Origin of the sequence: Actinomadura kijaniata, from assembly GCF_014138665.1 — a bacterium.
GTDB classification, from domain to species: domain Bacteria; phylum Actinomycetota; class Actinomycetes; order Streptosporangiales; family Streptosporangiaceae; genus Spirillospora; species Spirillospora kijaniata.
This window is the reverse complement of the sequence record NZ_JACJIA010000008.1, coordinates 193,179-214,577: the sequence shown is the minus strand read 5'-3', so window position 1 is coordinate 214,577 and position 21,399 is coordinate 193,179. Positions and strand designations below refer to the sequence as shown.

Genomic DNA, 21,399 nt, shown 5'->3' with positions numbered 1-21,399 from the left:
GGGCTACTTGTCGATGTCGCCGACCACGAAGAACATCGAGCCCAGGATCGCGATCATGTCGGCGACCAGGGTGCCGGGCAGCAGTTCGGTGAGGACCTGGACGTTGTTGTAGGACGCCGAGCGCAGCTTCAGGCGCCACGGGGTCTTCTCGCCGCGCGAGACCAGGTAGTAGCCGTTGATGCCGAGCGGGTTCTCCGTCCAGGCGTAGGTGTGGCCCTCGGGGACCTTCAGGACCTTCGGCAGGCGCTGGTTGATCGGGCCCGGCGGGAGGTCGGCCATGCGGTCCAGGCACGCGTCGGCCAGGTCCAGCGAGGCGTGCACCTGGTCCAGCAGGCACTCGAACCGGGCCAGGCAGTCGCCCTCGGCGCGGGTGACCACCCGGACGTCCAGCTCGCCGTAGGCCAGGTACGGCTCGTCGCGGCGCAGGTCGAAGTCCACCCCGGCGGCGCGGGCGAGCGGGCCGGAGACGCCGTACTGGAGGACCTGCTCGCGGGTCAGCACGCCGACGCCCCGGGTGCGGGCGCGGAAGATCTCGTTGCCCATGATCAGGTCGGAGATCTCCGACATCCGGGACCGGACGTCCTTGACCGCCTGGCGGACGCGGTCGGTCCAGCCCGCCGGGAGCTCCTCCTTGAGGCCGCCGACGCGGTTGAACATGTAGTGCATGCGCCCGCCGGCGACCTCCTCCATGACGCGCTGGAGGGTCTCGCGCTCCCGGAACGCGTAGAAGATCGGCGTGATCGCCCCCACCTCGAGGGGGTAGGAGCCGAGGAACATCAGGTGGTTGAGGACGCGGTTCAGCTCGGCCAGCAGGGTGCGCGTCCAGGTCGCGCGGGCCGGGACCTCCATGCCGAGCATCCGCTCGACGGCCAGGACCACGCCGAGCTCGCTGGAGAACGCCGACAGCCAGTCGTGCCGGTTGGCCAGCACGATGATCTGCCGGAAGTCGCGCACCTCGAACAGCTTCTCCGCGCCCCGGTGCATGTACCCGACGATCGGCTCGGCGGCGGTGATCCGCTCGCCGTCCAGGGTCAGGCGCAGCCGTAGGACTCCGTGGGTGGAGGGGTGCTGGGGGCCGATGTTGAGGACCATGTCCTCGGTGGCCAGTTCCTTCGCGCCCGCCCCGATGCCGACCGTCCGCTGAGTGCTCACCTTCTCATGGTGGCATGGCGAAGCACGCGCGGTTTCCGGTTGACTAGGGACTAATGAACGCATCCCATGGCGAACCGCCCCACCCCCAGCATTCGGTGCCGCACGGCCCGCCGGTGCCGCGACCCGGGCCCGGTCTGCCTCCGTCCGGACCGGGACCCGCCCAGCCGGGTCCCCCTCCGCCGGGTCCGGCGCTGCCCGGACCGCCGGGAGCGGGGCCCGTCCAGTACCCGGCCGACCGGGCGTTCGCGCCCGGCGGCGGGCTGGCGTGGTCGCACATCTCCAAGCGGTACACCTGGCAGCAGCGGATCTCGGCGCTGCTGTGGGCGGTCCCGGTGGCGGCGCTCGGCGCGTTCCTGATGCGGGGCGACGGCTGGGTGGTGCCGGGGATCTGGATCGCCGTGGTGGCCGTGTCCACCCTGCTGGCGTGGATCGTGGCCGAGCTCGGCTACCGGTCCTACGGGTACGCCGAACGCGGCGACGACCTCATCGTCACCTCGGGCGTGTTCGTCAAGCGGCTGATCGTCGTGCCCTACGGGCGGATGCAGTTCGTGGACGTCACGGCGGGCCTGCTGGAACGCTGGATGGGCATCGCGACCGTCCGCATGCACACGGCCGCCGCCGCCACGGACGCGCGGATCCCCGGGCTCCCCGCCGAGCAGGCGTCGCAGCTGCGCGACCGGCTCGCCCAGAAGGGCGAGGAACGGAGCATGGGTCTATGAGCGGCCCCTACGGCCCGCCCGACCCCTACGGGCAACCTCCCTCCCCGTACGGCGGTCCCCGGCCGCCGTACCCCGGCCCCTACGGGCCGCCCCCGCCGTACGGCCCTCCCGCCCCCTACGGCTACCAGCCGCCGCCCCCGGTCCGGTTCTCGGAGGGGAGGCACCGGCTGCACTGGGCGACCATCCCGCTGCGCGTGATGTTCGCGATGGCCGTCTACTTCGTGCTGGGCGGCTTCTCGCTGCTGCTGACCCGCACCGACGACGGCGTGACCCTGCTGCTCACCCCGCAGGTGGTGGCGCGGTTCCTGGTCGTGACGGCGCTGGTCGGGATGGTCGTGCTCGCCGCCGTGCTGTGGAGCTGGCTGGCGGTGCGGTTCCGGGTGGACGACGACGACCTGGTGGTCGACAACGCGCTGCTCCGCAAGCGGACCCGCCGCATCCCGCTGTCGCGCGTGCAGGCGATCGACGTGGTGCGTCCGCTGGTCACGCGGCTGTTCGGGCTGGCCGAGGTGCGCGTGGAGCTGGCGGGCGGCGGGCAGAGCGAGATCGCGCTGCGGTGGCTGGGCAGGAACGCCGCCCACCAGCTGCGCGCCGAGCTGCTGGCGCTGGCCGCCGGGCTTCCCGGGCACACGCCCGAGGCTCCGGAGCGGCCGTTCTGGCGGGTGTCCGGCGGCGCGCTGTTCGGGTCGCTGGTGCTGAAGCTGCCGGTGCTGGGAGCGTTCGTCGGGCTGCTGTTCTCGCTGGTCTTCCTGCTGCTGTTCGCCGAGGGCGCGATGCTCGCGGTCGCGGTGCCGATCCTGCTCGGCCTGATCCGGGCGGTGATCGCGCCGGTGGTGATGTACGGCGGGTTCACCGTGGCGCTGTCGCCGGACGGGGTGCGGCTGCGGGCGGGGCTGCTGGAGACGCGGATGCAGACCGTTCCGCCGGGCCGCGTCCAGGCCGTGCGGATCGTCGAGCCCGCGCTGTGGCGGGGGCTCGGCTGGGCCCGCGTGGACGTGACCGTCGCCGGGTACGCGGGCGAACGCGAGGCCCTGTCGTCGGTGCTGCTGCCGGTCGCGCCCCGCGAGGTGTGCATGCGGCTGATCGCCGAGGTCTTCCCCGGCGCGAACGTGGACGCGGTGCCGCTGCTGCCCGCCTCCGCCAAGGGCGTGGCGCTGGACCGGGCCGACGGCGCGGGCACCGACGACCGGGTCTTCGTGGCGCGGCACGGCTGGCTGTGCCGCCGCACCGACGTGATCGCGCACGTCCGCGCGCAGAGCGTCCGGCTGACCTCGGGCCCGCTGCAACGCGCGCTCGGCCTGGCCACGGTCCACATCGACGCCCCGCCCGGCGCGGTGCGGGTGGCCGCCGCCGACCGGGACCTGGGCGAGGCACGGGCGATCGTGGAGTCCACGGCGTCCCGCGCCCGCACGGCCCGCGCGACCAGCGGGGAGAAGGCCCGCTGGGCGCGCTGACCGAAGACCGCAGCGCAGCGAGGATCTTCGGTCAGCGGTTCTTGCCGGGAGGTCTGGAGGGTCGTCCCTCCAGGGGTGGCTCGGTCGAAGACCGCGGCGCAGCGGGGATCTTTGGTCAGCGGTTCTTGCCGGGGGGTCTGGGAGGTCGTCCTCCCAGGGGTGGTGCGGTCGGAGACCGCAGCGGAGCGAGGAGCTTCGGGGTGGGCTGACCTGCGCGTATCGGGTGGCGCTCGCCGGGGGTGCGTGCCGGGGTGGCGCGTATTGTCCCGGGTATGAGCTTTCTGTCCTATGACCCCTGGTCTCCGGAGTTCGTCGCCGACCCGTATCCGGCGCTGGCGCGGCTGCGGGACGAGCGGCCGGTGTTCTTCGACGAGCCGACGGGCCAGTGGGTCGTCACCCGCCACGCCGACGTGGACGCGCTGCTGCGCGACCGGCGGCTGGGCCGGTCCTACCTGCACGTCGCCACGCACGAGGAGTTCGGGCGGGTCGCCGAGCCGGAGTTCCTGCGTCCGTTCTGGGACCTGATCCGGTCGGGGATGCTGGACGTCGAGCCGCCCACGCACACCCGGCTGCGGCGGCTGGTGTCGAAGGCGTTCACCGCGCGGCGGGTCGAGGGGCTGCGGCCGATGGTGCGGTCGCTGGCCGAGGAGCTGGTCGGCGCGCTGGTCGCCAAGGGCGGCGGGGACCTGCTGGCCGAGGTCGCCGAGCCGCTGCCGGTCAACGTGATCGCCGAGATGCTCGGCGTGCCGCGCGAGGACCGGCATCTGCTGCGGCCCTGGTCGGCCGGCATCTGCGGCATGTTCGAGCTCAACCCGTCGGAGGAGGCCCAGCGCGCGGCGGCGCGCGCGGCCGTCGAGTTCTCCGACTACCTGCGGGTGCTGGCGCGGGAGCGGCGGGCGCGCCCGACCGACGACCTGATCAGCGCGCTGGCGCAGGTCGTGGACGAGGGCGACCGGCTGACCGAGGACGAGCTGGTCGGCACCTGCGTGCTGCTGCTCAACGCCGGGCACGAGGCGACCGTCAACGCCACCGGCAACGGCTGGTGGTCCCTGTTCCGCAACCCCGGCGAGCTGGAGCGGCTGCGCGCCGACCACTCCCTGGTGCCCACCGCCGCCGAGGAGCTGATGCGCTACGACACCCCCGCGCCGATGTTCGAGCGCTGGGTGCTGGAGGACGTCGAGGTCGAGGGCGTCACCATCCCGCGCGGCGCGGAGGTCGCGCTGCACTTCGCCGCCGCCAACCGCGACCCGTCGGTCTTCGCCGATCCCGACCGGCTCGACCTGTCCCGCGACCCGAACCCGCACATCACGTTCGGCCTGGGCATCCACTACTGCCTGGGCGCGCCGCTGGCCCGCGTCGAGCTGACCGAGTCCTACGGCGCGATCCTGCGGGCCGCCCCGGCGCTCGCGCTCGTCGAGGAGCCAAGGTGGAAGCCCGGCTACGTGCTGCGCGGCCTGGAGGCCCTGCACGTGCGGGTCTAGCGCAGGCCCTCCAGGGCCGGGGGCAGCGGCATCCCGACGGCCTGCGCCAGCCAGCCGAAGCCGCCCAGGCCGTGCGGGTCCGTCAGCTCGGCCGCCTCGCCCGCCGTGCACAGCGCCGTCAGGTAGGCGCGCGGGTCGCGGTGGGCGAGGTCGATCGGGGGCCGCGCGCCGGACACGCCGAGCGCGTGCAGCGCCTCCCGCTGCGTGGTCAGCAGGGACGCCGTCGCCCCGGCGCGTTCCCCGGCGGTCGCGCAGGCGTCCAGCGCCACGTGCGCGGTGACGTCGCACGACCCGTCCGGAACGGCCGGAACGGTCGCGCCGTCCCGGTACCCGGTCAGCGTTCCGTACACGGGCCGGGCGGCGCGCGTGTGGGAGTAGTCGATCGCCACGGCCAGGCCGCGGTCCAGGCGCCCGACCACCGACGCCCAGGCGGCGCAGCGCGGGCGGCCGATCTCGGCGCGGTCGCCCGGCTCGCGCAGCGGCCACCACCGCTCCAGCCACTCCAGGTCCTCGGGGGAGGGCGCGGGGCCGGGGCGTTCGACGCCGGTCGCCGGGTCCACCAGCACGACGCGCGGCCCGTCGGGGGCCTGCTCCACGACGTCCAGCGGGACGTTGTCCAGCCACTCGTTGGCGACCACCAGCCCCGTGATCGACTCCGGTGGGTCCGTCCGCCAGGCCACCGCCGGGGGCATGCCGCCCGGACGCGGCGCGACCTCCACGGCGACCGGGTTCAGCCGGGCCGCCAGGTCCGGCGCGGCCGTCTCCAGGACGTGCGTCAGCACGCCCCCGCAGCCCGCGCCCACGTCCACCAGGTCCAGCCGGTCCGGACGGCCGAGCAGCGCGTCCACCTCGGCCAGCAGCCGGGCCAGCGCCGCCGCGAACCGGGGCGAGGCGTGCACCGAGGTACGGAAGTGCTCGGCGGGACGCTCCCCGCGCCGGTAGAAACCCCCGTCCCCGTACAACGCCCGCTCCATCGCGTTCCGCCAGGTGTTCCACTCGGTGGGGATCGACGCAGCCACGATCCCGACGTTACCCCCCGGCGGGCTCCGCCTTGGGTCGCAGCGACATCAGCCTTGGGACCGATAACGGTTGACCTGCCCGAACGTAGGCTGAGTTCCATGCTCGGCGGGTTGTGGGAGTGGTGGCGGCACCGGCGGTTCCTGGTGGACGCCTTCTTCGCCGCGCCGCTGGTCCTGCTGGCGGCGCTCTCCCAGGGAGGGGACGGGGACGTCTCCACGCTCCCCGGCAGCGACTTCCTCGTCTACTGGGTCCTGCACGCGGGGCTGCTGCTCCCGCTGGTGGGGAGGCGCAGATGGCCCCGCGCGATGTTCGCCGTCATCGCGCTGGTGTGCTTCCTGCAGTGGCTTGCGCGGATCCCCCTGGTGACGGGCGACGTGGCGGTGCTCTACGGGCTGTACGCGGTCACCGCCTACTGCTCGTTCCGCTGGGGTCTGGGTGCCCTGCTGGTGACGCTGCTCGGCGGGGTGATGGAGGCCACGCAACTGGCGGTCTCGTCCCGGGACTTCCGCTGGAGCCTGACGCTGCTGAGCGTGGTCGGCGTGGGCGTGTGGCTGCTCGGCCTGCACATGCGGACCCGCCGCGCCTACCTGCGTTCGCTGGAGGAGCGCGCCGAGCGCCTGGAACGCGAGCGCGGCAACGAGCTCCAGGTCGCCCGCGCGGCCGAGCGCGCCCGCATCGCCCGCGAGCTCCACGACGTCGTCGCCCACAACGTCAGCGTGATCGTCGTGCAGGCGGACGGGGCGGCGTTCGCCCTGGAGACCGACCCCGACCGGGCCCGCAAGGCCCTGGAGACGATCGCGGAGACCGGGCGGACCGCGCTGGCGGAGATGCGGCGGCTGGTCGGCGTGCTGCGCGAGAACGCCCACGAGACCGGCGACGGCTACGCCCCGCAGCCGGGCGTGGAGCAGCTCACCGAGCTGGTCGACCAGATGCACGGCTCGGGGCTGCCGGTGACGCTGACGGTGGACGGCACGCCGATCGAGCTCTCCGAGGGCCGCCAGTTGACGATCTTCCGGGTCGTGCAGGAGGCGCTGACCAATACCCTCAAGCACGGCGGCCCGCGCGCCGCCGCCAGGGTGACGGTCCGCTACGCGCCGGACGCGATCGAGGTGCGGGTGAGCGACGACGGCCGGGGCGCGGCGGCCTTCGACGACGGCCGGGGCCACGGTCTGATGGGTATGCGCGAGCGCGTCGCCGTCTACGGGGGGCGGGTGCGCGCCGCGCCCCTGCCGGGCGGCGGCTTCGAGGTGATCGCCCGGATTCCGGTGCGCGAGGAGGCACGAACGTGATTCGAGTGGTACTGGTCGACGACCAGGAGCTGGTCCGGGCCGGGTTCACCATGGTCCTGGACGCCCAGCCCGACATCGAGGTCGTCGGCGAGGCGGGGGACGGCGCGGCGGCGGTGGAGCTGCTGCGCTCCACCACCGCCGACGTCGTGCTGATGGACGTGCGGATGCCGCGCATGGACGGGATCGAGGCGACCCGGCGCATCGTGGCGGCCGGCGGGCCGAAGGTGATCATCCTGACCACGTTCGACCTGGACGAGTACGCGTTCGCGGCGATCAAGGCGGGCGCGGGCGGGTTCCTGCTCAAGGACGCGGGCCCGGCCCAGCTGATCGAGGCGATCCGCGCGGTGCACTCCGGCGACGCGGTGGTGGCGCCGAGCACCACCAAGCGGCTGCTGGACCGGTTCGCGCTGCACCTGCCGGACGAGGAGCGCGCCGCGTCGGGGGCGCTGGAGACGCTGACCGAACGCGAGCGCGAGGTGCTGCTCCAGGTGGCCCGCGGCCTGTCCAACGCCGAGATCGCCGAGCGCCTCTACGTCTCCGAGGCCACCGTCAAGACCCACATGGGCCGCATCCTCATGAAGCTGAACCTCCGCGACCGCGTCCAGGCCGTCGTCTTCGCGTACGAGACGGGTCTGGTCAAGAGCGGGCAGAACGGACGCGGATAGTCACGAAGAGATTACTCTCCGGCTTCTTCTTGGGCTCGCCCTTGATCTCGGCATTCCCTTACCGGTGAGTATCTGGGTAACTACCGTACGTAAGCGTCGTCCCTCGGGGACGGCGTCGGCATGTCAGCAGGGCCCCGCCGGGGCCCCAGTACGGGAGGATCCACGTGCTCAAGAAGCTCGCCGCCACCGGTGTACTCGCCTTCGCCGTCGCTGGTTCGGTGCTGGCCGCCGCGCCCGCCAGCGCCGACATCGAGACCGACGGCTCCCACGGGGTGCTCTCGGGCAACCAGATCGTCGCCCCCATCTCCGTTCCGGTGAACGTCTGCGGTAACGCCATCGCCGTGCTCGGCATCGCCGGTGCGGGCTGCAAGGGCGGCGCGTCGGTCGAGAACCACTGGCACGACTGACACGCCGACCGGCACCGACGCCGAGCGAAGGCGTCCCCGGCGGACCCCGCGGGTCCGCCACGCCATGGCCCTGACCAGGCCCGTCTGACAGGTCACCGGGCGTGCCCCCCGCACGCCCACCGCGAACGAACGCGAGAGCGTCGGCGGCCCCGCCACCCGGGCCCCGGCGCTTTCCGCGTTCCGGGGATCACCAGCGGGTGGGACGGGCGCGTACGACTCAGGTCGTACACGGGCGGGTCGAGCCGCCTGTTGTGCTGACGCCGATCGTGGCCGCACGGTCGATGGCGGCGGCCCTCGTGATTCCTAACGTGGTCTGCGTTGTCGTAGTTCCACGAAGGAGTCGTCGTGACCAGCACGTTCGCCAGCCCGCACGGCGGGAACCCCGCCGCGGGCAGTCACCCCGCGGGCCCTCGCACCGCGGCGCCCCCGGCCGTCGAGGCGTTGGAGGTGTCCAAGGTGTACGGGGCGGGCGACGCTGCCGTACACGCGCTGCGCGGGGTGGACGTCGCCTTCGCCACGGGCGCGTTCACCGCGATCATGGGGCCGTCCGGCTCCGGCAAGTCCACCCTCATGCACTGCCTGGCGGGCCTGGACACCGTCTCCGGCGGCCGTGTCATGATCGGCGACGCCGAGGTCACGGCGATGAACGACAAGCAGCTCACGCTGCTGCGCCGCGACCGGGTCGGGTTCATCTTCCAGGCGTTCAACCTGCTGCCCACCCTGACCGCCGAGCAGAACATCCTGCTGCCGCTGGAGCTGGCCGGGCGCCGCCCGCACCAGCAGTGGTTCGACCAGGTCATCGACGTCGTCGGCCTGCGCGACCGGCTGGGCCACCGGCCCAGCGAGCTGTCGGGCGGCCAGCAGCAGCGCGTCGCCTGCGCCCGCGCCCTGGTCGCCCAGCCCGAGGTGATCTTCGCGGACGAGCCGACCGGCAACCTCGACTCCCGCTCCGGCGCGGAGGTGCTGGGCTTCCTGCGCTCCTCGGTCCGCGAGATGGGCCAGACGATCGTCATGGTCACCCACGACCCGGTCGCCGCGTCCTACGCCGACCGCGTGGTGTTCCTGCGCGACGGGGAGATCGTCACCGAGCTGCACCGGCCGACCCCCGACACCGTGCTGGACCGGCTGAAGAGCCTGGGGGCCTAGCCGCCATGCTGAAGACCACGCTGGCGGGCCTGCGGGCCCACAAGCTGCGGTTGCTGCTGACCGGCCTGGCGATCACGCTGGGCGTGGGGTTCATCGCGGGCACGTTCGTGCTCACCGACACCATGGACCGGGGCGTCGCCAAGACGTTCGCCAAGTCCGCCGACCGGGTGGACGTCGCGGTGGTGCCCAAGGCCGGGAACGACCCCGACAAGGGGCTGCCGGTCGGCCTTCTCGCCAAGGTCCGCTCCGTGCCCGGCGTCACCGAGGCGCAGGGTAGGGTGGTCGGCGACACCGCGCTGCTGGACAAGGACGGCAAGGCCGTCGGCGACATGCCGACCGTCGGCATGTCCGTGCCGAGCGGCAGGCTGTTCCGCTACGAGATGGAGAACGGCCGCACCCCGTCCGGCCCCGGCGAGGTCGTCCTGGAGAAGGACCTCGCCGAGCGGGAGGGGTTCAGGACCGGCGACACGGTGACGGTGCTGAACGCGAAGGACCGGCCGCACCGGTTCACCGTCGTCGGCATCGTCGACTTCGGCATCGACCAGGAGGCCGGGTACCGCGGGGCCGTCGGCTACGACCCGGCGACCGCGCTGACGATGACCGGCGCCAAAACCTTCGCCGGGATCGACGTGGCGGGCGGCACCGTCGCGGCGGTCCGCGACGCGCTCGGCCCGGGGGACCGCGAGGTCATGACCGGCGAGGAGCTGGGCGCCCGGCTCGCCAAGGCGAACGGCGCCGACACCAAGATCATCAAGACCGGTCTGCTGATCTTCGGCTTCGTCGCGATGCTGGTGTCCGCCCTGGTCATCTACAACACCTTCTCGATCCTCATCGCCCAGCGGATGCGCGAGATGGCGCTGCTGCGCTGCGTCGGCGCGACCCGCCGCCAGGTGTTCGGCGGCGTGCTGGTGGAGGCCGCCGTGGTCGGGCTGGTCGGCTCGCTGCTCGGCCTGCTCGTCGGCATGGGCCTCGGCTGGGGCGCGCTCGCCGGGATCAACGCCGCCGGCATGGACCTCCCGCTCGACGGGGTCGCGCTCGCGCCCCGCACGATCGTCGTCGGCCTGGTGGTCGGCGTCGTGGTGACCGTGGTGTCGGCGCTGCTGCCCGCCCGCGCCGCCACCCGCGTCGCGCCGATCGCGGCGCTGCGCACCGACCTGGAGCCCGGCGACGGCCGCTTCCGGCTCGGCTGGGTGCGGACCCTCCTCACCGTCGTGCTGGGCGGCGCGGGGCTCGCGGCCGGCGCGTACGGCGCGATCGGCATGGAGAAGGGCGAGGTCGCGATGTACCTGGTCGCGGCGTCCGGCGCGGTGTTCTTCCTCAGCGTGATCGTCGTGATGCCCGCGCTGGTGCGGCCCCTCGGCCGGACGGCCGGCGCGCTCCCGGCGCGGATCGGCGGCGTTCCGGCGCGGCTCGCCGTCGCCAACGCCCAGCGCGCGCCGCGCCGCACCGCCACCACCACCATCGCGCTGACCATCGGCGTCGGCCTGATGAGCCTGTTCGCGGTCGTGGCCGCCAGCGGCAAGGAGAGCTCGACGCAGCAGCTGGCCAAGCAGTTCCCGGTGGACTTCCAGATCCAGCCGCAGTTCAACGCCCAGGAGAAGGACCGGCACCTGCCGCCCGCCCTCACGCGGGCGCTGCGGCAGCGCCCGGAGTTCGCCGCCGTCATCGAGCAGCGGGAGAAGGAGACCCGGGCCGGCGGGCGGGAGACGACGGTCGCCACGCTGACCGGCACGGCGTTCGGCACGCTGGTCAAGCCGGACTTCACGAGCGGCTCGGCCGCCGGGCTGAAGCCGGGCGCGGCCGTCGTCGACGGCGTGACCGCCAAGGCGATGGGCCTGCGCGCCGGCTCCACCGTCCGGCTCCAGACCGCGCGGGGCGCCCTGCCGGTGACCGTGGCGGGGGTGTTCAAGGCCGACGACGCCCCGATCACCGGGTTCCTGCTGACCGAGGCCGACTTCGACCGGGGCTACACCGTCCGCGGCGCCTCCACCGTCTACGTCAAGGCCCGCGACGGGGTGCCCGCCGTGTCGGCGCGCAAGGCCATGGACGAGGCCATCCGGCCGTTCCCGACCGCCAGGGCGGCGTCGGCCGCCGAGATCCGCGAGCAGATCACCAAGTCCGTGGACATGCTGCTGATGATCTTCGGTGGGCTGCTCGGGCTGGCCATCGTGATCGCCCTGTTCGGCATCGCCAACACCCTCACCCTGTCGGTGGTGGAACGCACCCGCGAGTCGGCGCTGCTGCGCGCCCTCGGCCTCACCAGGCGCCAGCTGCGCCGCATGCTGTCGGTGGAGGCCCTGGTCATGGCCGTGATCGGCGCGGTCACCGGGGTGGTGCTGGGGGTGGCGTTCGGCTGGGCCGCCGTGCAGGCGATGTCGGAGAACTCGGTGTTCGCCCTGCCGTTCGGGCAGATCGCGGGCTTCATCGTGCTGGCCGCCCTCGCCGGGATGCTGGCGGCGGTGCTGCCCGCGCGCCGCGCCGCGAGGACGTCCATCGTGGAGTCGCTGGCGCACGACTGACGGCGACCGGATCGCCCGGGCCGGACCGGGAGGGGCCGCGCCCCGCCGCTCGTACGGGAGGAGCGGTGGGGCGCGGCCGGCCGCCGGGCGGGACGGGTCAGCCGTTGCCGCCGGTGAGGCTGGCGTTGTCGTCGTTGTAGACGCCGTTGCCGTTGCAGGCGGTGCCGGCCTGCCCGGCGACCGACGCCGAGCCGCAGGTGACCCCGTAGCCTCCGACGATCGTGACGCTGACGTTGTTGCCGACGGCCTGGCCGTGGTTGCGGGTGTCCGCCGCCGCGGGTCCGGCCATGAACACGCCGCCGGCCAGGGTCGCGGTGACTGCTGCGGTCGTGAGAGCGGTCTTGATCATGGTCTGCTCCATCTCGTCGGGGGGCGGAGCGCCCTGTCTTCACCTTGCGTGACGGCCGCCACACCACAGAGTTACTCCCGGGTGAAGATCGAAGACAAGGATTCACTCTCGGTGACGGAGCAAGTGTGTCCCGTTACCCGAATGTTCGGTGACGTCAGGTAGTCGTATGGTCACTCAGATGTGATGGTGCCTGGGTGTCGGACGTCATCCGGAGCGACGGTACGCTTGGTCGCGCACGTCCGGTACCCGACTTGAGGACTGGAACGAGAACCATGGAGCAACGCGCCATGCCCGCGTCCGACCCCGCGCGCCCGCAGGATCGTCCCGCGCGCCTCGCGGTCGGCGTCGTCGGCGCCGGGCGGGTCGGCACCGCGCTCGGCGAGGCGCTGTCGCGCGCCGGGCACCGCGTCGTCGCGGTCTCCGCCGTGTCGGAGCGCTCGCGCGCCCGCGCCGAGGAACGGCTGCCGGGCGCGGCGGTGGTCACCCCGCAGGAGGTCGTGGCCGCCGCCGACCTGGTGCTGCTGACCGTCCCCGACGACGTCCTGCCCGAGCTGGCGTCGGGCCTGGTCGCCACCGGCGTCCCGGTCACCGGCCGGCTGGTCCTGCACACCAGCGGCCGGTACGGGGCCGGGGTGCTGGACCCGATGACCCGCGCGGGGGCGCTGCCGCTGGCGGTCCACCCCGTGATGACGTTCACCGGGCGGCCCGACGACGTGGGCCGGCTGCACGGGATCTCCTACGGGGTGACCTCGCCGGAGCCGCTGCGGCCCGTCGCCGAGGCCCTGGTCATGGAGATGGGCGGCGAGCCCGCCTGGATCGCCGAGGACCGCCGCACGCTGTACCACGCGGCGCTGGCCGGGGGCGCGAACCACCTGGTCACGCTGGTCGTCGAGGCGATGGACCTGCTGCGCGCCGCCGGTGTGGCCGAGCCGGGCCGGATGCTCGGCCCGCTGCTGGGGGCCGCGCTCGACAACGCGCTGCGCCTCGGCCTGGACGGCCTGACCGGGCCGGTCGCGCGCGGCGACGCCGGAACCGTCGCCGGGCACGTCTCCGAACTGGCCCGCGTGTCCCCCGAGGGCCGCCGCGCCTACGTGGCGATGGCGCGGCTCACCGCCGACCGCGCGCTGGGAGCCGGACTGCTCAGGCCCGAGGACGCCGAACGGCTCCTCGAGGTGCTGGCGGACTGAAGCAGCGTCGAACGAGGAGGTCTCCATGACGCCCGTCATCGCCAAGACCCGCGAGGAGCTGGCCGCCGTCCGCTCCGGCGCCGCCGGCACCCTGGCGCTGGTCCCGACCATGGGCGCGCTGCACGAGGGGCACCGCTCCCTGATCCGCCGCGCGCGGCAGCTCGCCGACACCGTCGCGGTCAGCATCTTCGTGAACCCCCTGCAGTTCGGGCCGCACGAGGACTTCGACCGCTACCCCCGCACGTTCGCCGCCGACGTCGAGGCGTGCGCGGCCGAGGGCGTCGATGTGGTGTTCGCCCCGACCCGCGAGGTGATGTACCCCGACGAGCCGCAGGTCACGGTGAAGTCGGGTCCGATGGGCGAACGTGTCGAGGGCGTCACCCGTCCCGGCCACTTCGACGGAATGCTCACCGTCGTCCTGAAGTTGTTCCATCTGGTCGGTCCCGACCTGGCCGTCTTCGGCGAGAAGGACGCCCAGCAGCTGGCCATGATCCGCCGGATGGTCGCCGACCTGAACGTGCCCGTCGAGATCGTCGGGGCTCCCACGGTCCGGGAGATCGACGGTCTGGCCCTGTCCAGCCGCAACCGCTACCTGTCGGACGCCGAACGGCGGACGGCCCTGGCGCTGTCGCGGTCGTTGCAGGCCGGGGCGGAGGCCGCCGGGAAGGGACCCGCGGCGGCGCTGGCGGCGGCCCGCGCGGTGCTGGACGAGGCCGCCGGGGCGACGCCGCCGCTGGAGCTGGACTACCTGGTCCTGGTGGACCCGGCGACGTTCCTGGACGTCACCGGCGAGCACACCGGCCCGGCGGTGCTGGCGGTGGCGGCCCGCGTGGGCGCCACCCATCTGATCGACAACACCCCCCTGCTGTTCGGCAAGGAGTCCTCATGATGCGGACGATGTTCAAGAGCAAGATCCACCGCGCCACGGTCACCCAGGCCGACCTGCACTACGTGGGGTCCCTGACGATCGACGCGGACCTGATGGAGGCCGCCGACCTGCTGCCCGGCGAGCAGGTCCACGTGGTGGACATCGACAACGGCGCCCGCCTGGAGACCTACGTCATCGAGGGCCCGCGCGGCACCGGCGTGATCGGCATCAACGGCGCGGCGGCCCGGCTGGTCTCCCCGGGCGACCTGGTGATCATCATCAGCTACGCCCAGCTGTCGGACGCCGAGGCCCGCGCGTTCGTCCCCGCGGTCGTCCACGTCGACCGCGACAACAGGATCATCAAGCTGGGGGAGGACCCCGCCGAGCCGGTCCCCGGCACGAAGAACCCGCGCGGGGACGCGGCCTACACCTGACCTCCCCGCTCGTCCACCGGGCCGCGCATCCCGTCCGATGTGCGGCCCCTGTCATATCCGGTGGGGCGGTGACCGGAGCATCCCGGGGTTAATGTCAGAATGACGAAAACAACCCCCTGAGGAGGGTCCATGATCCCTCGACGGTTGGCGGCCCCCGCGCCAGGCTGGGACGTCGAGACCGACATCGTGGTGGTGGGGTCCGGCATCGCCGGGCTCGTGGCGGCGTTGCGCTGCCGGGAGCGCGGGCGGGTGCTGCTCGTCACCAAGGCGCTGCTGGACGCCGGGTCCACGCGGTGGGCGCAGGGCGGGATCGCCGCCGCGCTCGACCCCGCGGACTCGCCCGCCGAGCATCTCGACGACACCCTGGTCGCGGGCGTGGGCCTGTGCGACACCGCCGCCGTGCGGACCCTGGTCACCGAGGGGCCGGACGCGGTGCGGCGGCTGATCGCGCTCGGGACGCGGTTCGACGAGGAGGACGGCGAGATCGCGCTGACCCGCGAGGGCGGCCACCACCGGCGGCGCATCGCGCACGCGGGCGGCGACGCCACCGGGGCGGAGATCAGCCGGGCGCTGGTGGCGGCGCTCAAGCAGACCGACGTCCAGGTCATCGAGCACGCGCTGGTGCTGGACCTGCTCACCGACCCGGACGGCCGGGCCGCCGGGGTCACCCTGCACGTCATGGGCGAGGGGCAGCCGAACGGCGTGGGCGCCGTCCGGGCCCGCGCGGTCGTGCTCGCCACCGGCGGGCTCGGCCAGGTCTTCTCGGCCACCACCAACCCCGAGGTGTCCACCGGCGACGGCGTGGCGCTGGCGCTGCGCGCCGGGGCGGAGGTGCGCGACCTGGAGTTCGTGCAGTTCCACCCCACGGTGCTGTGGCTCGGGCCGGACGCGCGGGGGCGGCAGCCGCTGGTCTCCGAGGCGGTGCGGGGCGAGGGCGCGTTCCTGGTGGACGGCGACGGGACCCGCTTCATGGTCGGCCGCCACGAGCTGGCCGAGCTGGCGCCGCGCGACGTCGTCGCCAAGGGGATCATGGCGCGGATGCGGGAGACCGGCGCCGACTGCGTGTACCTGGACGGGCGGCACTTCGGCGCGGCGATGTGGGAGCGCCGCTTCCCGACCATCCTGGCCGCCTGCCGCCACCACGGGATCGACCCGGTGACCGACCTGGTCCCGGTGGTCCCGGCCGCCCACTACGCCAGCGGGGGCGTGTGGACCGACCTGCACGGCCGCACCACGGTGCCCGGCCTGTACGCGTGCGGGGAGGTGGCCTGCACGGGCGTGCACGGCGCGAACCGGCTCGCCTCCAACTCCCTGCTGGAGGGCCTGGTCTTCGCCGAGCGCATCGCCGCCGCCGTCGCGGCCGGGACCCCGGACCGCCCCGGCGATCCCGTGCTCGGCGACGTTCCCGGGCCGCTGCCGTCCCCGGAGGCCCGCGCGGACATCCAGCGCGTCATGTCGGCGCACGCGGGCGTGCTGCGCGACGCGGACGGCCTGGCCGCCGCCGAACGCGCCCTCGCCGCGCTCCCCGGTGGCGGCGAGCCGGGCGTCCCGGCCTGGGAGTCCGCCAACCTGCTCACCGTCGCCGCCGCCATCGTCGCGGCGGCCCGGCGGCGGACCGAGACCCGCGGCAGCCACTGGCGCGAGGACCACCCCGAACGCGACGACGCCGCCTGGCGCGGCCATCTGACCACCCGCCTGACGGACGCCGGACTGACCACCGCCTACGCACCCCTGGAGGACCGATGACCCCCGAACTGGCCGACCGGCTCCGCGCCGCCGGACTCGATCCACAGGCTGTGGAAAACCTCGTGCGGACCGCGCTCGCCGAGGACGGCGACACCGACGTGACCAGCGAGCCCATCTTCGGGCCCGGGGAGACCGCGCGCGGGGATTTCGCCGCCCGCGAGGACGGCGTCGTGGCGGGGGTGCCCGTCGCCGCCGTCGTGTTCGAGGAGCTGGGCGTCGCCTACGAGGCCAGGGTCGGCGACGGGGACCGCGTCGCCGCCGGCGACGTGATCATCAGCGTGTCCGGGCCCACCCGCGCGATCCTGCGCGCCGAGCGCGCCGCGCTGAACCTCCTCACCCACCTGTCCGGCATCGCCACCGCCACCCGCCGCTGGCAGGACGCGATGGAGGGCACGAAGGCGCGCGTCCGCGACAGCCGCAAGACGCTGCCGGGCCTGCGCGCGCTGCAGAAGTACGCGGTGCGGTGCGGCGGCGGCGTCAACCACCGGATGAGCCTGTCCGACGCCGCGCTGGTCAAGGACAACCACATCGCGGCGGCCGGGTCGCTCACCAAGGCCTACGAGGCGATCCGCGCCGCCTACCCGGACCTGCACGTCCAGGTGGAGTGCGACACGTTGGCGCAGGTGGAGGAGGCGTTGAGCGTCGGCGTCACCTCGATCCTGCTGGACAACATGAGCGTGGCGGACATGACCGAGGCGGTCAGGATCACGGCGGGCCGGGCCGAGCTGGAGGCCAGCGGCGGGCTGACTTTGGAGCGGGCCCGAGATGTGGCCGTGACCGGTGTGGACTACCTTGCAGTAGGTGCGCTGACCCACTCGGCGCGCGTGTTCGACATCGGCCTTGACTTCTCCTGACCAGCGGGGACCTGATGCTGCTCACCATCGACGTCGGTAACACCCACACCGTCCTCGGCCTGTTCGAGGGCGAGGAGGTGATCGAGCACTGGAGGATCAACACCGATCCGCGGCGGACCGCCGACGAGATCGCGGTGGTCCTCCAGGGACTCGTCCAGCAGAGTCCGCTGCTGGCCGACACCGACATCAGCGGCATCGGCCTGTGCTCCACCGTCCCGTCGGTGCTGCACGAGATGCGCGAGATGTGCCGCCGCTACTACGGCGACGTCCCCGCCGTGATCGTGGAGCCGGGCGTCAAGACCGGCGTGCCGGTGCGCATGGACAACCCCAAGGAGGTCGGCGCCGACCGCATCGTCAACGCGCTGGCCGCCATCCACCTGTACGGCGGCCCGGCGATCGTGGTGGACTTCGGCACCGCCACCACGTTCGACGCGGTCTCGGCCAAGGGCGAGTACGTCGGCGGCGCCATCGCCCCCGGCATCGAGATCTCCATCGACGCCCTGTCGGTGCGCGGCGCCCAGCTCCACAAGATCGAGTTGCAGCGCCCCCGCAGCGTGATCGCCAAGAACACCGTCGAGGCGCTGCAGTCCGGCATCATCTTCGGGTTCGCGGGCCAGGTGGACGGCATCGTCGAACGCATGTCCGAGGAGCTGGCGGAGGACCCCGACGAGGTCAAGGTGATCGCCACCGGCGGCCTGGCCCCGCTGGTGCTGGACGAGGCCCGCAGCATCGACGAGTACGAGCCCTGGCTCACCCTCGTCGGCCTCCGCCTCATCTACCAGCGAAACACCGCCTGACATCAGGTCCCGCGGGTGACGGCGGTGAGGGACAGCAGGGCCAGCGCCGCCGCGCCCGTCAGCAGTAGCGGCATCGGCAGCAGCGTTCCCAGCAGCGTGAACGCTGGCGGCCCGAACATCCCCAGATAGGTGACGCCGTAGAAGGCCGCCGTCAGCCCCGCCAGCTCGTCGGGCGCGGCGATGCGCGTCACCTCGCTGATGCCGAACAGCAGGCACAGCCCGTAGCCCGCGCCCAGCGGCACCGCCGCGACGAACGCCAGCGCGGGCGCGACCGCCGCGACCGCCTCGGCGGCCGTCACGAACCCGGCGGCCACCAGCGCCAGGCCCGCGCGGGCCGTCGTCCGGGCCGCAGGGCCCGCGCGGCCCGCTGGACCGCGATCCCGGCCCCCAGCGTCACCGCGCACAGCGCCCCGGCGTAGGCCAGCGGCAGGTGGTGGACGCGGAGCACGGCGGGCAGCAGCGCGAACGCCGCCGTCGCCGACGTGAAGATCCACACCGCCGTGGGCACCAGCACCCGCCCGAACAGCGGATGCCCCAGTCCCGCCGGCCGCAGCCGCGTCGCCGGGCCCGGACGGCGGGTCTCGGGGACGCGCCAGGCCGGCGGCACCGCCACCGCCATGATCAGCAGATGCGGGAGATAGGCCGTGACCATGGGATGCGGGGCCCACTGGGCGACCAGCGCCGTCGACCGGGGGACCCGCCGCGGGCGCCATCTCCTTGACCCACGCCGTCCCGGCGGCCAGCACCGCGCCCATCACGACCCCCGCCAGCAGACGTCCCGGATACAGCAGGCGGGCCACCGCGAGCCCGCCGTCAGCACCAGCGTCACCACGGCCGAGAACGCCGCGGACGGCAGCGCCAGCCGCCGCCTCCCATGCCGGTTCGACGCGGACTTGTCCGAGCCCGATTCGGCCGCGCGCATCGCGAATGGTGCCTGTGTCTCGCTCGCCAACAAACCCGGCCGGACCCGGTGGACATTCTTGGGCCGAGAACTGTCGGCTGGTCGCCCGCCCGAGCGCGCGTTGCCGAGTCGGCCCCGCACGCGAGCGCGTCCGGGGGCTGAGGCAGGGGCCGATGCCGGAGGCGAGGTCCCTGCGGGAAGATCGCGAAGCGATGCAGCGCTCGCCCGCGCGGTGGTCGGCCCGACGAGCCGCCAGGCGAGGAGGGCTGGGCCACGAAGCAATCCAGCGCAGCGTCGTTCCTCGCGGTGGTCGAGGAGGGGCAGTTCGCGCGCGCCGCCGCCCGGCGCCCGACGACGAGAGGACCGCCGTGGACGTGCTGACCGAGGAGCCCCGCATCGTCGTGGTCCCGGCGCGCGGGGCGTTCGCCGGCGCCGCGGCGCTGCGCCTCGCCGACGTGCTCGACCTTCCCTACCCGAACGTCCCCCGGGGCACGCCCCGCCCGTTCACCGACTACCTGTACTTCATGCGGGCCCGCAACGGCGAGTGGCCGCGCCTGGCCCCCGACCAGGCCCGCAACCCCCAGGAGGTCCTGGCCAGCGTCATGTCCGGCCGCGGCGTGGGATCGGCGCTGTACCCGTTCCGCCGGTTCTACCCCTGGCCCGGGGCGCGCGGCATCCCGGTCGTCGACGCGCCGCGCGACCGCAGCGTCCTGGCGACCCGCGCCGCCGACACCCGGCCCGAGGTGGCGGTGTTCCGGGCCCTCGCCGCGGCGCCGGCGCGCGACCTCGGCCCGACGCTGGTGCCCGACCCGCCGCTGCCGGACCCGTGAAGTCGTTCGCGGGGCATCCTCGGGGATCGATAGCCTGGGGACGTGAGTGACGAGACCTACGACGATCTCCCGGAGCAGATGCGCGTGCGCCGGGAGAAGCTCGACCGGCTCCGCGAGAGCGGCATCGACCCCTACCCGGTGAACTTCCCCCGCACCGCGACCATCGCCGAGGTCCGGGAGAAACACCCCGACCTGGAGCCGGGCACCGAGACGGGCGACCGGGTCGGCGTCGCCGGTCGCGTCATGCTCGTCCGCAACACCGGCAAGCTGTGCTTCGCCACGATCCGCGACGGCTCCGGCGACATCCAGGTCATGCTCTCGCTGGCCAAGGTCGGCGAGGAGCAGCTGGAGTTCTGGAAGCGCGAGATCGACCTCGGCGACCACATCGGCGTCGAGGGCGAGGTGATCACCTCCCGCCGCGGCGAACTGTCGATCATGGCGGACCGGTTCGCGATCACCGCCAAGTGCCTGCGTCCGCTGCCGGAGAAGCACGCCGGGCTCACCGACCCTGAGGCCCGCGTCCGCCTCCGCTACGTGGACCTGATCGTCAACGACGAGGCCCGCAGGATGGCGCGCGTCCGCAGCGCCACCGTGCGCGCGGTCCGCGACTTCTGGCACGAGGAGGGCTACCTCGAGGTCGAGACGCCGATGCTCCAGCCGATCCACGGCGGCGCGGCGGCCCGGCCGTTCCAGACCCACATCAACGCCTACGACATGGACCTCTACCTGAGGATCGCGATCGAGCTGTACCTCAAGCGGCTCGTCGTGGGCGGCATCGACAAGGTCTTCGAGATCAGCCGGAACTTCCGGAACGAGGGCGCCGACTCCACGCACAACCCCGAGTTCACGATGCTCGAGGCGTACGGCACCTACCTCGACTACAACGACATGGCCGACCTGACCCAGCGGATGTACCAGAAGGCCGTCGTGGCGGCCCTGGACACGACCGTCGTGGTCCACGACGGCAAGGAGATCGACCTCGGGCTGGCCGCGTGGCCGCGGATCACGCTGTACGGCTCGGTGTCGGAGGCGCTGGGCGAGGAGATCACCCCGCACACCCCGATCGAGCAGGTCCGCAAGCTGGCCGACGCCCGCGGCGTCCAGTGGGACCCCAAGTGGGGCCAGGGCAAGCTGGTCCAGGAGATCTTCGAGGAGCTGGTCGAGCACACGCTGGTCCAGCCGACGTTCGTGATGGACTACCCGCTGGAGACCTCCCCGCTGACCCGCCAGCACCGCGAGGAGCCGCTGCTGACCGAGAAGTGGGACCTGATCGGCTTCGGCACCGAGCTGGGCACCGCCTACTCGGAGCTGATCGACCCGATCGAGCAGCGCCGCCGCCTCACCGAGCAGTCCCTGCTGGCCGCCGGCGGCGACCCCGAGGCGATGCAGCTCGACGAGGACTTCCTGCGGGCCCTGGAGTACGCGATGCCGCCCACCGGTGGCATGGGCGCGGGCATCGACCGGATGATCATGGCGTTCACCGGCCGGAACATCCGCGAGACCATCCTGTTCCCGCTGGTGAAGCCCGAATAGACGCACCATCGGACCGCCCCGCCCCCGATCACTTCGGTTCTAACGGGC

General features: G+C 73.5%; 22 protein-coding genes. 16 read left to right on the top strand and 6 right to left on the bottom strand.

Annotation, left to right across the window (positions count from 1 at the left end):
- Positions 1-3: 3 nt before the first annotated feature.
- Positions 4-1,152, bottom strand: a complete 1,149-nt coding sequence (locus tag HNR61_RS28480) for an NADH-quinone oxidoreductase subunit D (RefSeq protein ID WP_182846256.1) — start codon at positions 1,150-1,152, stop codon at positions 4-6.
- A gap of 113 nt (positions 1,153-1,265) precedes the next feature.
- Here HNR61_RS28480 and HNR61_RS28475 point away from each other — a divergent pair, with 113 nt between their 5' ends.
- The 3 genes from HNR61_RS28475 (at position 1,266) to HNR61_RS28465 (ending at position 4,806) form a co-directional block, all read left to right on the top strand.
- The gene (locus HNR61_RS28475) at positions 1,266-1,871 is read left to right on the top strand and encodes a PH domain-containing protein (RefSeq protein ID WP_312898137.1); all 606 of its coding nucleotides are present in this window, start codon (positions 1,266-1,268) and stop codon (positions 1,869-1,871) included.
- Entirely contained in the window at positions 1,868-3,325 is a 1,458-nt protein-coding gene (locus tag HNR61_RS28470) for a PH domain-containing protein (RefSeq protein WP_182846254.1), read from the top strand. The genes HNR61_RS28475 and HNR61_RS28470 overlap by 4 nt, the downstream gene beginning before the upstream one ends.
- A gap of 272 nt (positions 3,326-3,597) precedes the next feature.
- A complete protein-coding gene (locus HNR61_RS28465; RefSeq protein WP_182846253.1) occupies positions 3,598-4,806 on the top strand; it encodes a cytochrome P450 in 1,209 nt (402 codons plus the stop codon).
- On the opposite strand, the gene HNR61_RS28460 is transcribed toward HNR61_RS28465, so the two are convergent.
- Positions 4,803-5,825, bottom strand: a complete 1,023-nt coding sequence (locus HNR61_RS28460; RefSeq protein ID WP_312898136.1) for an SAM-dependent methyltransferase — start codon at positions 5,823-5,825, stop codon at positions 4,803-4,805. The two genes, HNR61_RS28465 and HNR61_RS28460, sit on opposite strands and share 4 nt — an antisense overlap.
- Before the next feature lie 99 nt (positions 5,826-5,924).
- Here HNR61_RS28460 and HNR61_RS28455 point away from each other — a divergent pair, with 99 nt between their 5' ends.
- The 5 genes from HNR61_RS28455 (at position 5,925) to HNR61_RS28435 (ending at position 11,852) form a co-directional block, all read left to right on the top strand.
- Positions 5,925-7,115: a sensor histidine kinase gene (locus tag HNR61_RS28455; RefSeq protein ID WP_182846252.1), complete on the top strand. Its 1,191-nt coding sequence runs from the start codon at positions 5,925-5,927 to the stop codon at positions 7,113-7,115.
- Positions 7,112-7,780 (top strand): response regulator, encoded by a 669-nt coding sequence (locus tag HNR61_RS28450; RefSeq protein WP_182846251.1) that lies wholly within the window; start codon positions 7,112-7,114, stop codon positions 7,778-7,780. The genes HNR61_RS28455 and HNR61_RS28450 overlap by 4 nt, the downstream gene beginning before the upstream one ends.
- A gap of 164 nt (positions 7,781-7,944) precedes the next feature.
- Positions 7,945-8,187 (top strand): chaplin, encoded by a 243-nt coding sequence (locus tag HNR61_RS28445; protein ID WP_182846250.1) that lies wholly within the window; start codon positions 7,945-7,947, stop codon positions 8,185-8,187.
- Positions 8,188-8,532: 345 nt separating this feature from the next.
- A complete protein-coding gene (locus tag HNR61_RS28440) occupies positions 8,533-9,333 on the top strand; it encodes an ABC transporter ATP-binding protein (RefSeq protein WP_182846249.1) in 801 nt (266 codons plus the stop codon).
- A 5-nt stretch (positions 9,334-9,338) separates the two neighbouring features.
- Entirely contained in the window at positions 9,339-11,852 is a 2,514-nt protein-coding gene (locus HNR61_RS28435) for an ABC transporter permease (protein WP_182846248.1), read from the top strand.
- 97 nt (positions 11,853-11,949) lie between these two features.
- Here the strand turns inward: HNR61_RS28435 and HNR61_RS28430 are convergent, their stop codons facing one another.
- Positions 11,950-12,201, bottom strand: a complete 252-nt coding sequence (locus HNR61_RS28430; protein ID WP_182846247.1) for a hypothetical protein — start codon at positions 12,199-12,201, stop codon at positions 11,950-11,952.
- 272 nt (positions 12,202-12,473) lie between these two features.
- On the opposite strand from HNR61_RS28430, the gene HNR61_RS28425 reads away from it, so the two are divergent.
- The 6 genes from HNR61_RS28425 (at position 12,474) to HNR61_RS28400 (ending at position 18,087) form a co-directional block, all read left to right on the top strand.
- Positions 12,474-13,388 (top strand): Rossmann-like and DUF2520 domain-containing protein, encoded by a 915-nt coding sequence (locus tag HNR61_RS28425; RefSeq protein ID WP_182846246.1) that lies wholly within the window; start codon positions 12,474-12,476, stop codon positions 13,386-13,388.
- A 25-nt stretch (positions 13,389-13,413) separates the two neighbouring features.
- Positions 13,414-14,277: a pantoate--beta-alanine ligase gene (gene panC / locus HNR61_RS28420; protein WP_182846245.1), complete on the top strand. Its 864-nt coding sequence runs from the start codon at positions 13,414-13,416 to the stop codon at positions 14,275-14,277.
- Complete coding sequence (panD, locus tag HNR61_RS28415) at positions 14,274-14,690, top strand: aspartate 1-decarboxylase (protein ID WP_067815297.1); 417 nt, start codon at positions 14,274-14,276, stop codon at positions 14,688-14,690. The genes panC and panD overlap by 4 nt, the downstream gene beginning before the upstream one ends.
- Positions 14,691-14,819: 129 nt before the next feature.
- Entirely contained in the window at positions 14,820-16,436 is a 1,617-nt protein-coding gene (locus HNR61_RS28410; RefSeq protein WP_182846244.1) for an L-aspartate oxidase, read from the top strand.
- Positions 16,433-17,290, top strand: coding sequence for a carboxylating nicotinate-nucleotide diphosphorylase (gene nadC / locus HNR61_RS28405; RefSeq protein WP_182846243.1), 858 nt, complete (start codon positions 16,433-16,435; stop codon positions 17,288-17,290). Before HNR61_RS28410 ends, nadC begins: the two co-directional genes overlap by 4 nt.
- A 14-nt stretch (positions 17,291-17,304) precedes the next feature.
- Complete coding sequence (locus HNR61_RS28400; RefSeq protein WP_067815288.1) at positions 17,305-18,087, top strand: type III pantothenate kinase; 783 nt, start codon at positions 17,305-17,307, stop codon at positions 18,085-18,087.
- Between the two features lie 2 nt (positions 18,088-18,089).
- Here the strand turns inward: HNR61_RS28400 and HNR61_RS28395 are convergent, their stop codons facing one another.
- The 3 genes from HNR61_RS28395 to HNR61_RS28385 form a co-directional block, all read right to left on the bottom strand.
- Complete coding sequence (locus tag HNR61_RS28395; protein WP_182846242.1) at positions 18,090-18,401, bottom strand: hypothetical protein; 312 nt, start codon at positions 18,399-18,401, stop codon at positions 18,090-18,092.
- Positions 18,383-18,739: a hypothetical protein gene (locus HNR61_RS28390; RefSeq protein ID WP_182846241.1), complete on the bottom strand. Its 357-nt coding sequence runs from the start codon at positions 18,737-18,739 to the stop codon at positions 18,383-18,385. Before HNR61_RS28390 ends, HNR61_RS28395 begins: the two co-directional genes overlap by 19 nt.
- Before the next feature lie 102 nt (positions 18,740-18,841).
- Entirely contained in the window at positions 18,842-19,009 is a 168-nt protein-coding gene (locus HNR61_RS28385; protein WP_182846240.1) for a hypothetical protein, read from the bottom strand.
- A gap of 347 nt (positions 19,010-19,356) precedes the next feature.
- Here HNR61_RS28385 and HNR61_RS28380 point away from each other — a divergent pair, with 347 nt between their 5' ends.
- Positions 19,357-19,818, top strand: coding sequence for a hypothetical protein (locus HNR61_RS28380; RefSeq protein WP_182846239.1), 462 nt, complete (start codon positions 19,357-19,359; stop codon positions 19,816-19,818).
- Positions 19,819-19,860: 42 nt separating this feature from the next.
- Positions 19,861-21,351 carry a bifunctional lysylphosphatidylglycerol synthetase/lysine--tRNA ligase LysX gene (gene lysX, locus HNR61_RS28375; RefSeq protein WP_182846238.1) on the top strand — a complete coding sequence of 497 codons (1,491 nt, stop codon included), beginning with the start codon at positions 19,861-19,863 and terminating at the stop codon, positions 21,349-21,351.
- Positions 21,352-21,399: the final 48 nt, after the last annotated feature.

Excerpts from the sequence above, each read along its gene's own strand:
- HNR61_RS28470 (WP_182846254.1), top strand. The coding sequence starts at position 1,868 with ATGAGCGGCCCCTACGGCCCGCCCGACCCCTACGGGCAACCTCCCTCC.
- HNR61_RS28465 (WP_182846253.1), top strand. The coding sequence starts at position 3,598 with ATGAGCTTTCTGTCCTATGACCCCTGGTCTCCGGAGTTCGTCGCCGAC.
- HNR61_RS28455 (WP_182846252.1), top strand. The coding sequence starts at position 5,925 with ATGCTCGGCGGGTTGTGGGAGTGGTGGCGGCACCGGCGGTTCCTGGTG.
- HNR61_RS28435 (WP_182846248.1), top strand. The coding sequence starts at position 9,339 with ATGCTGAAGACCACGCTGGCGGGCCTGCGGGCCCACAAGCTGCGGTTG.
- HNR61_RS28430 (WP_182846247.1), bottom strand. The coding sequence starts at position 12,201 with ATGATCAAGACCGCTCTCACGACCGCAGCAGTCACCGCGACCCTGGCC.
- HNR61_RS28425 (WP_182846246.1), top strand. The coding sequence starts at position 12,474 with ATGGAGCAACGCGCCATGCCCGCGTCCGACCCCGCGCGCCCGCAGGAT.
- panC (WP_182846245.1), top strand. The coding sequence starts at position 13,414 with ATGACGCCCGTCATCGCCAAGACCCGCGAGGAGCTGGCCGCCGTCCGC.
- panD (WP_067815297.1), top strand. The coding sequence starts at position 14,274 with ATGATGCGGACGATGTTCAAGAGCAAGATCCACCGCGCCACGGTCACC.
- HNR61_RS28410 (WP_182846244.1), top strand. The coding sequence starts at position 14,820 with ATGATCCCTCGACGGTTGGCGGCCCCCGCGCCAGGCTGGGACGTCGAG.
- nadC (WP_182846243.1), top strand. The coding sequence starts at position 16,433 with ATGACCCCCGAACTGGCCGACCGGCTCCGCGCCGCCGGACTCGATCCA.
- HNR61_RS28400 (WP_067815288.1), top strand. The coding sequence starts at position 17,305 with ATGCTGCTCACCATCGACGTCGGTAACACCCACACCGTCCTCGGCCTG.
- HNR61_RS28390 (WP_182846241.1), bottom strand. The coding sequence starts at position 18,739 with ATGGTCACGGCCTATCTCCCGCATCTGCTGATCATGGCGGTGGCGGTG.
- HNR61_RS28385 (WP_182846240.1), bottom strand. The coding sequence starts at position 19,009 with ATGCGCGCGGCCGAATCGGGCTCGGACAAGTCCGCGTCGAACCGGCAT.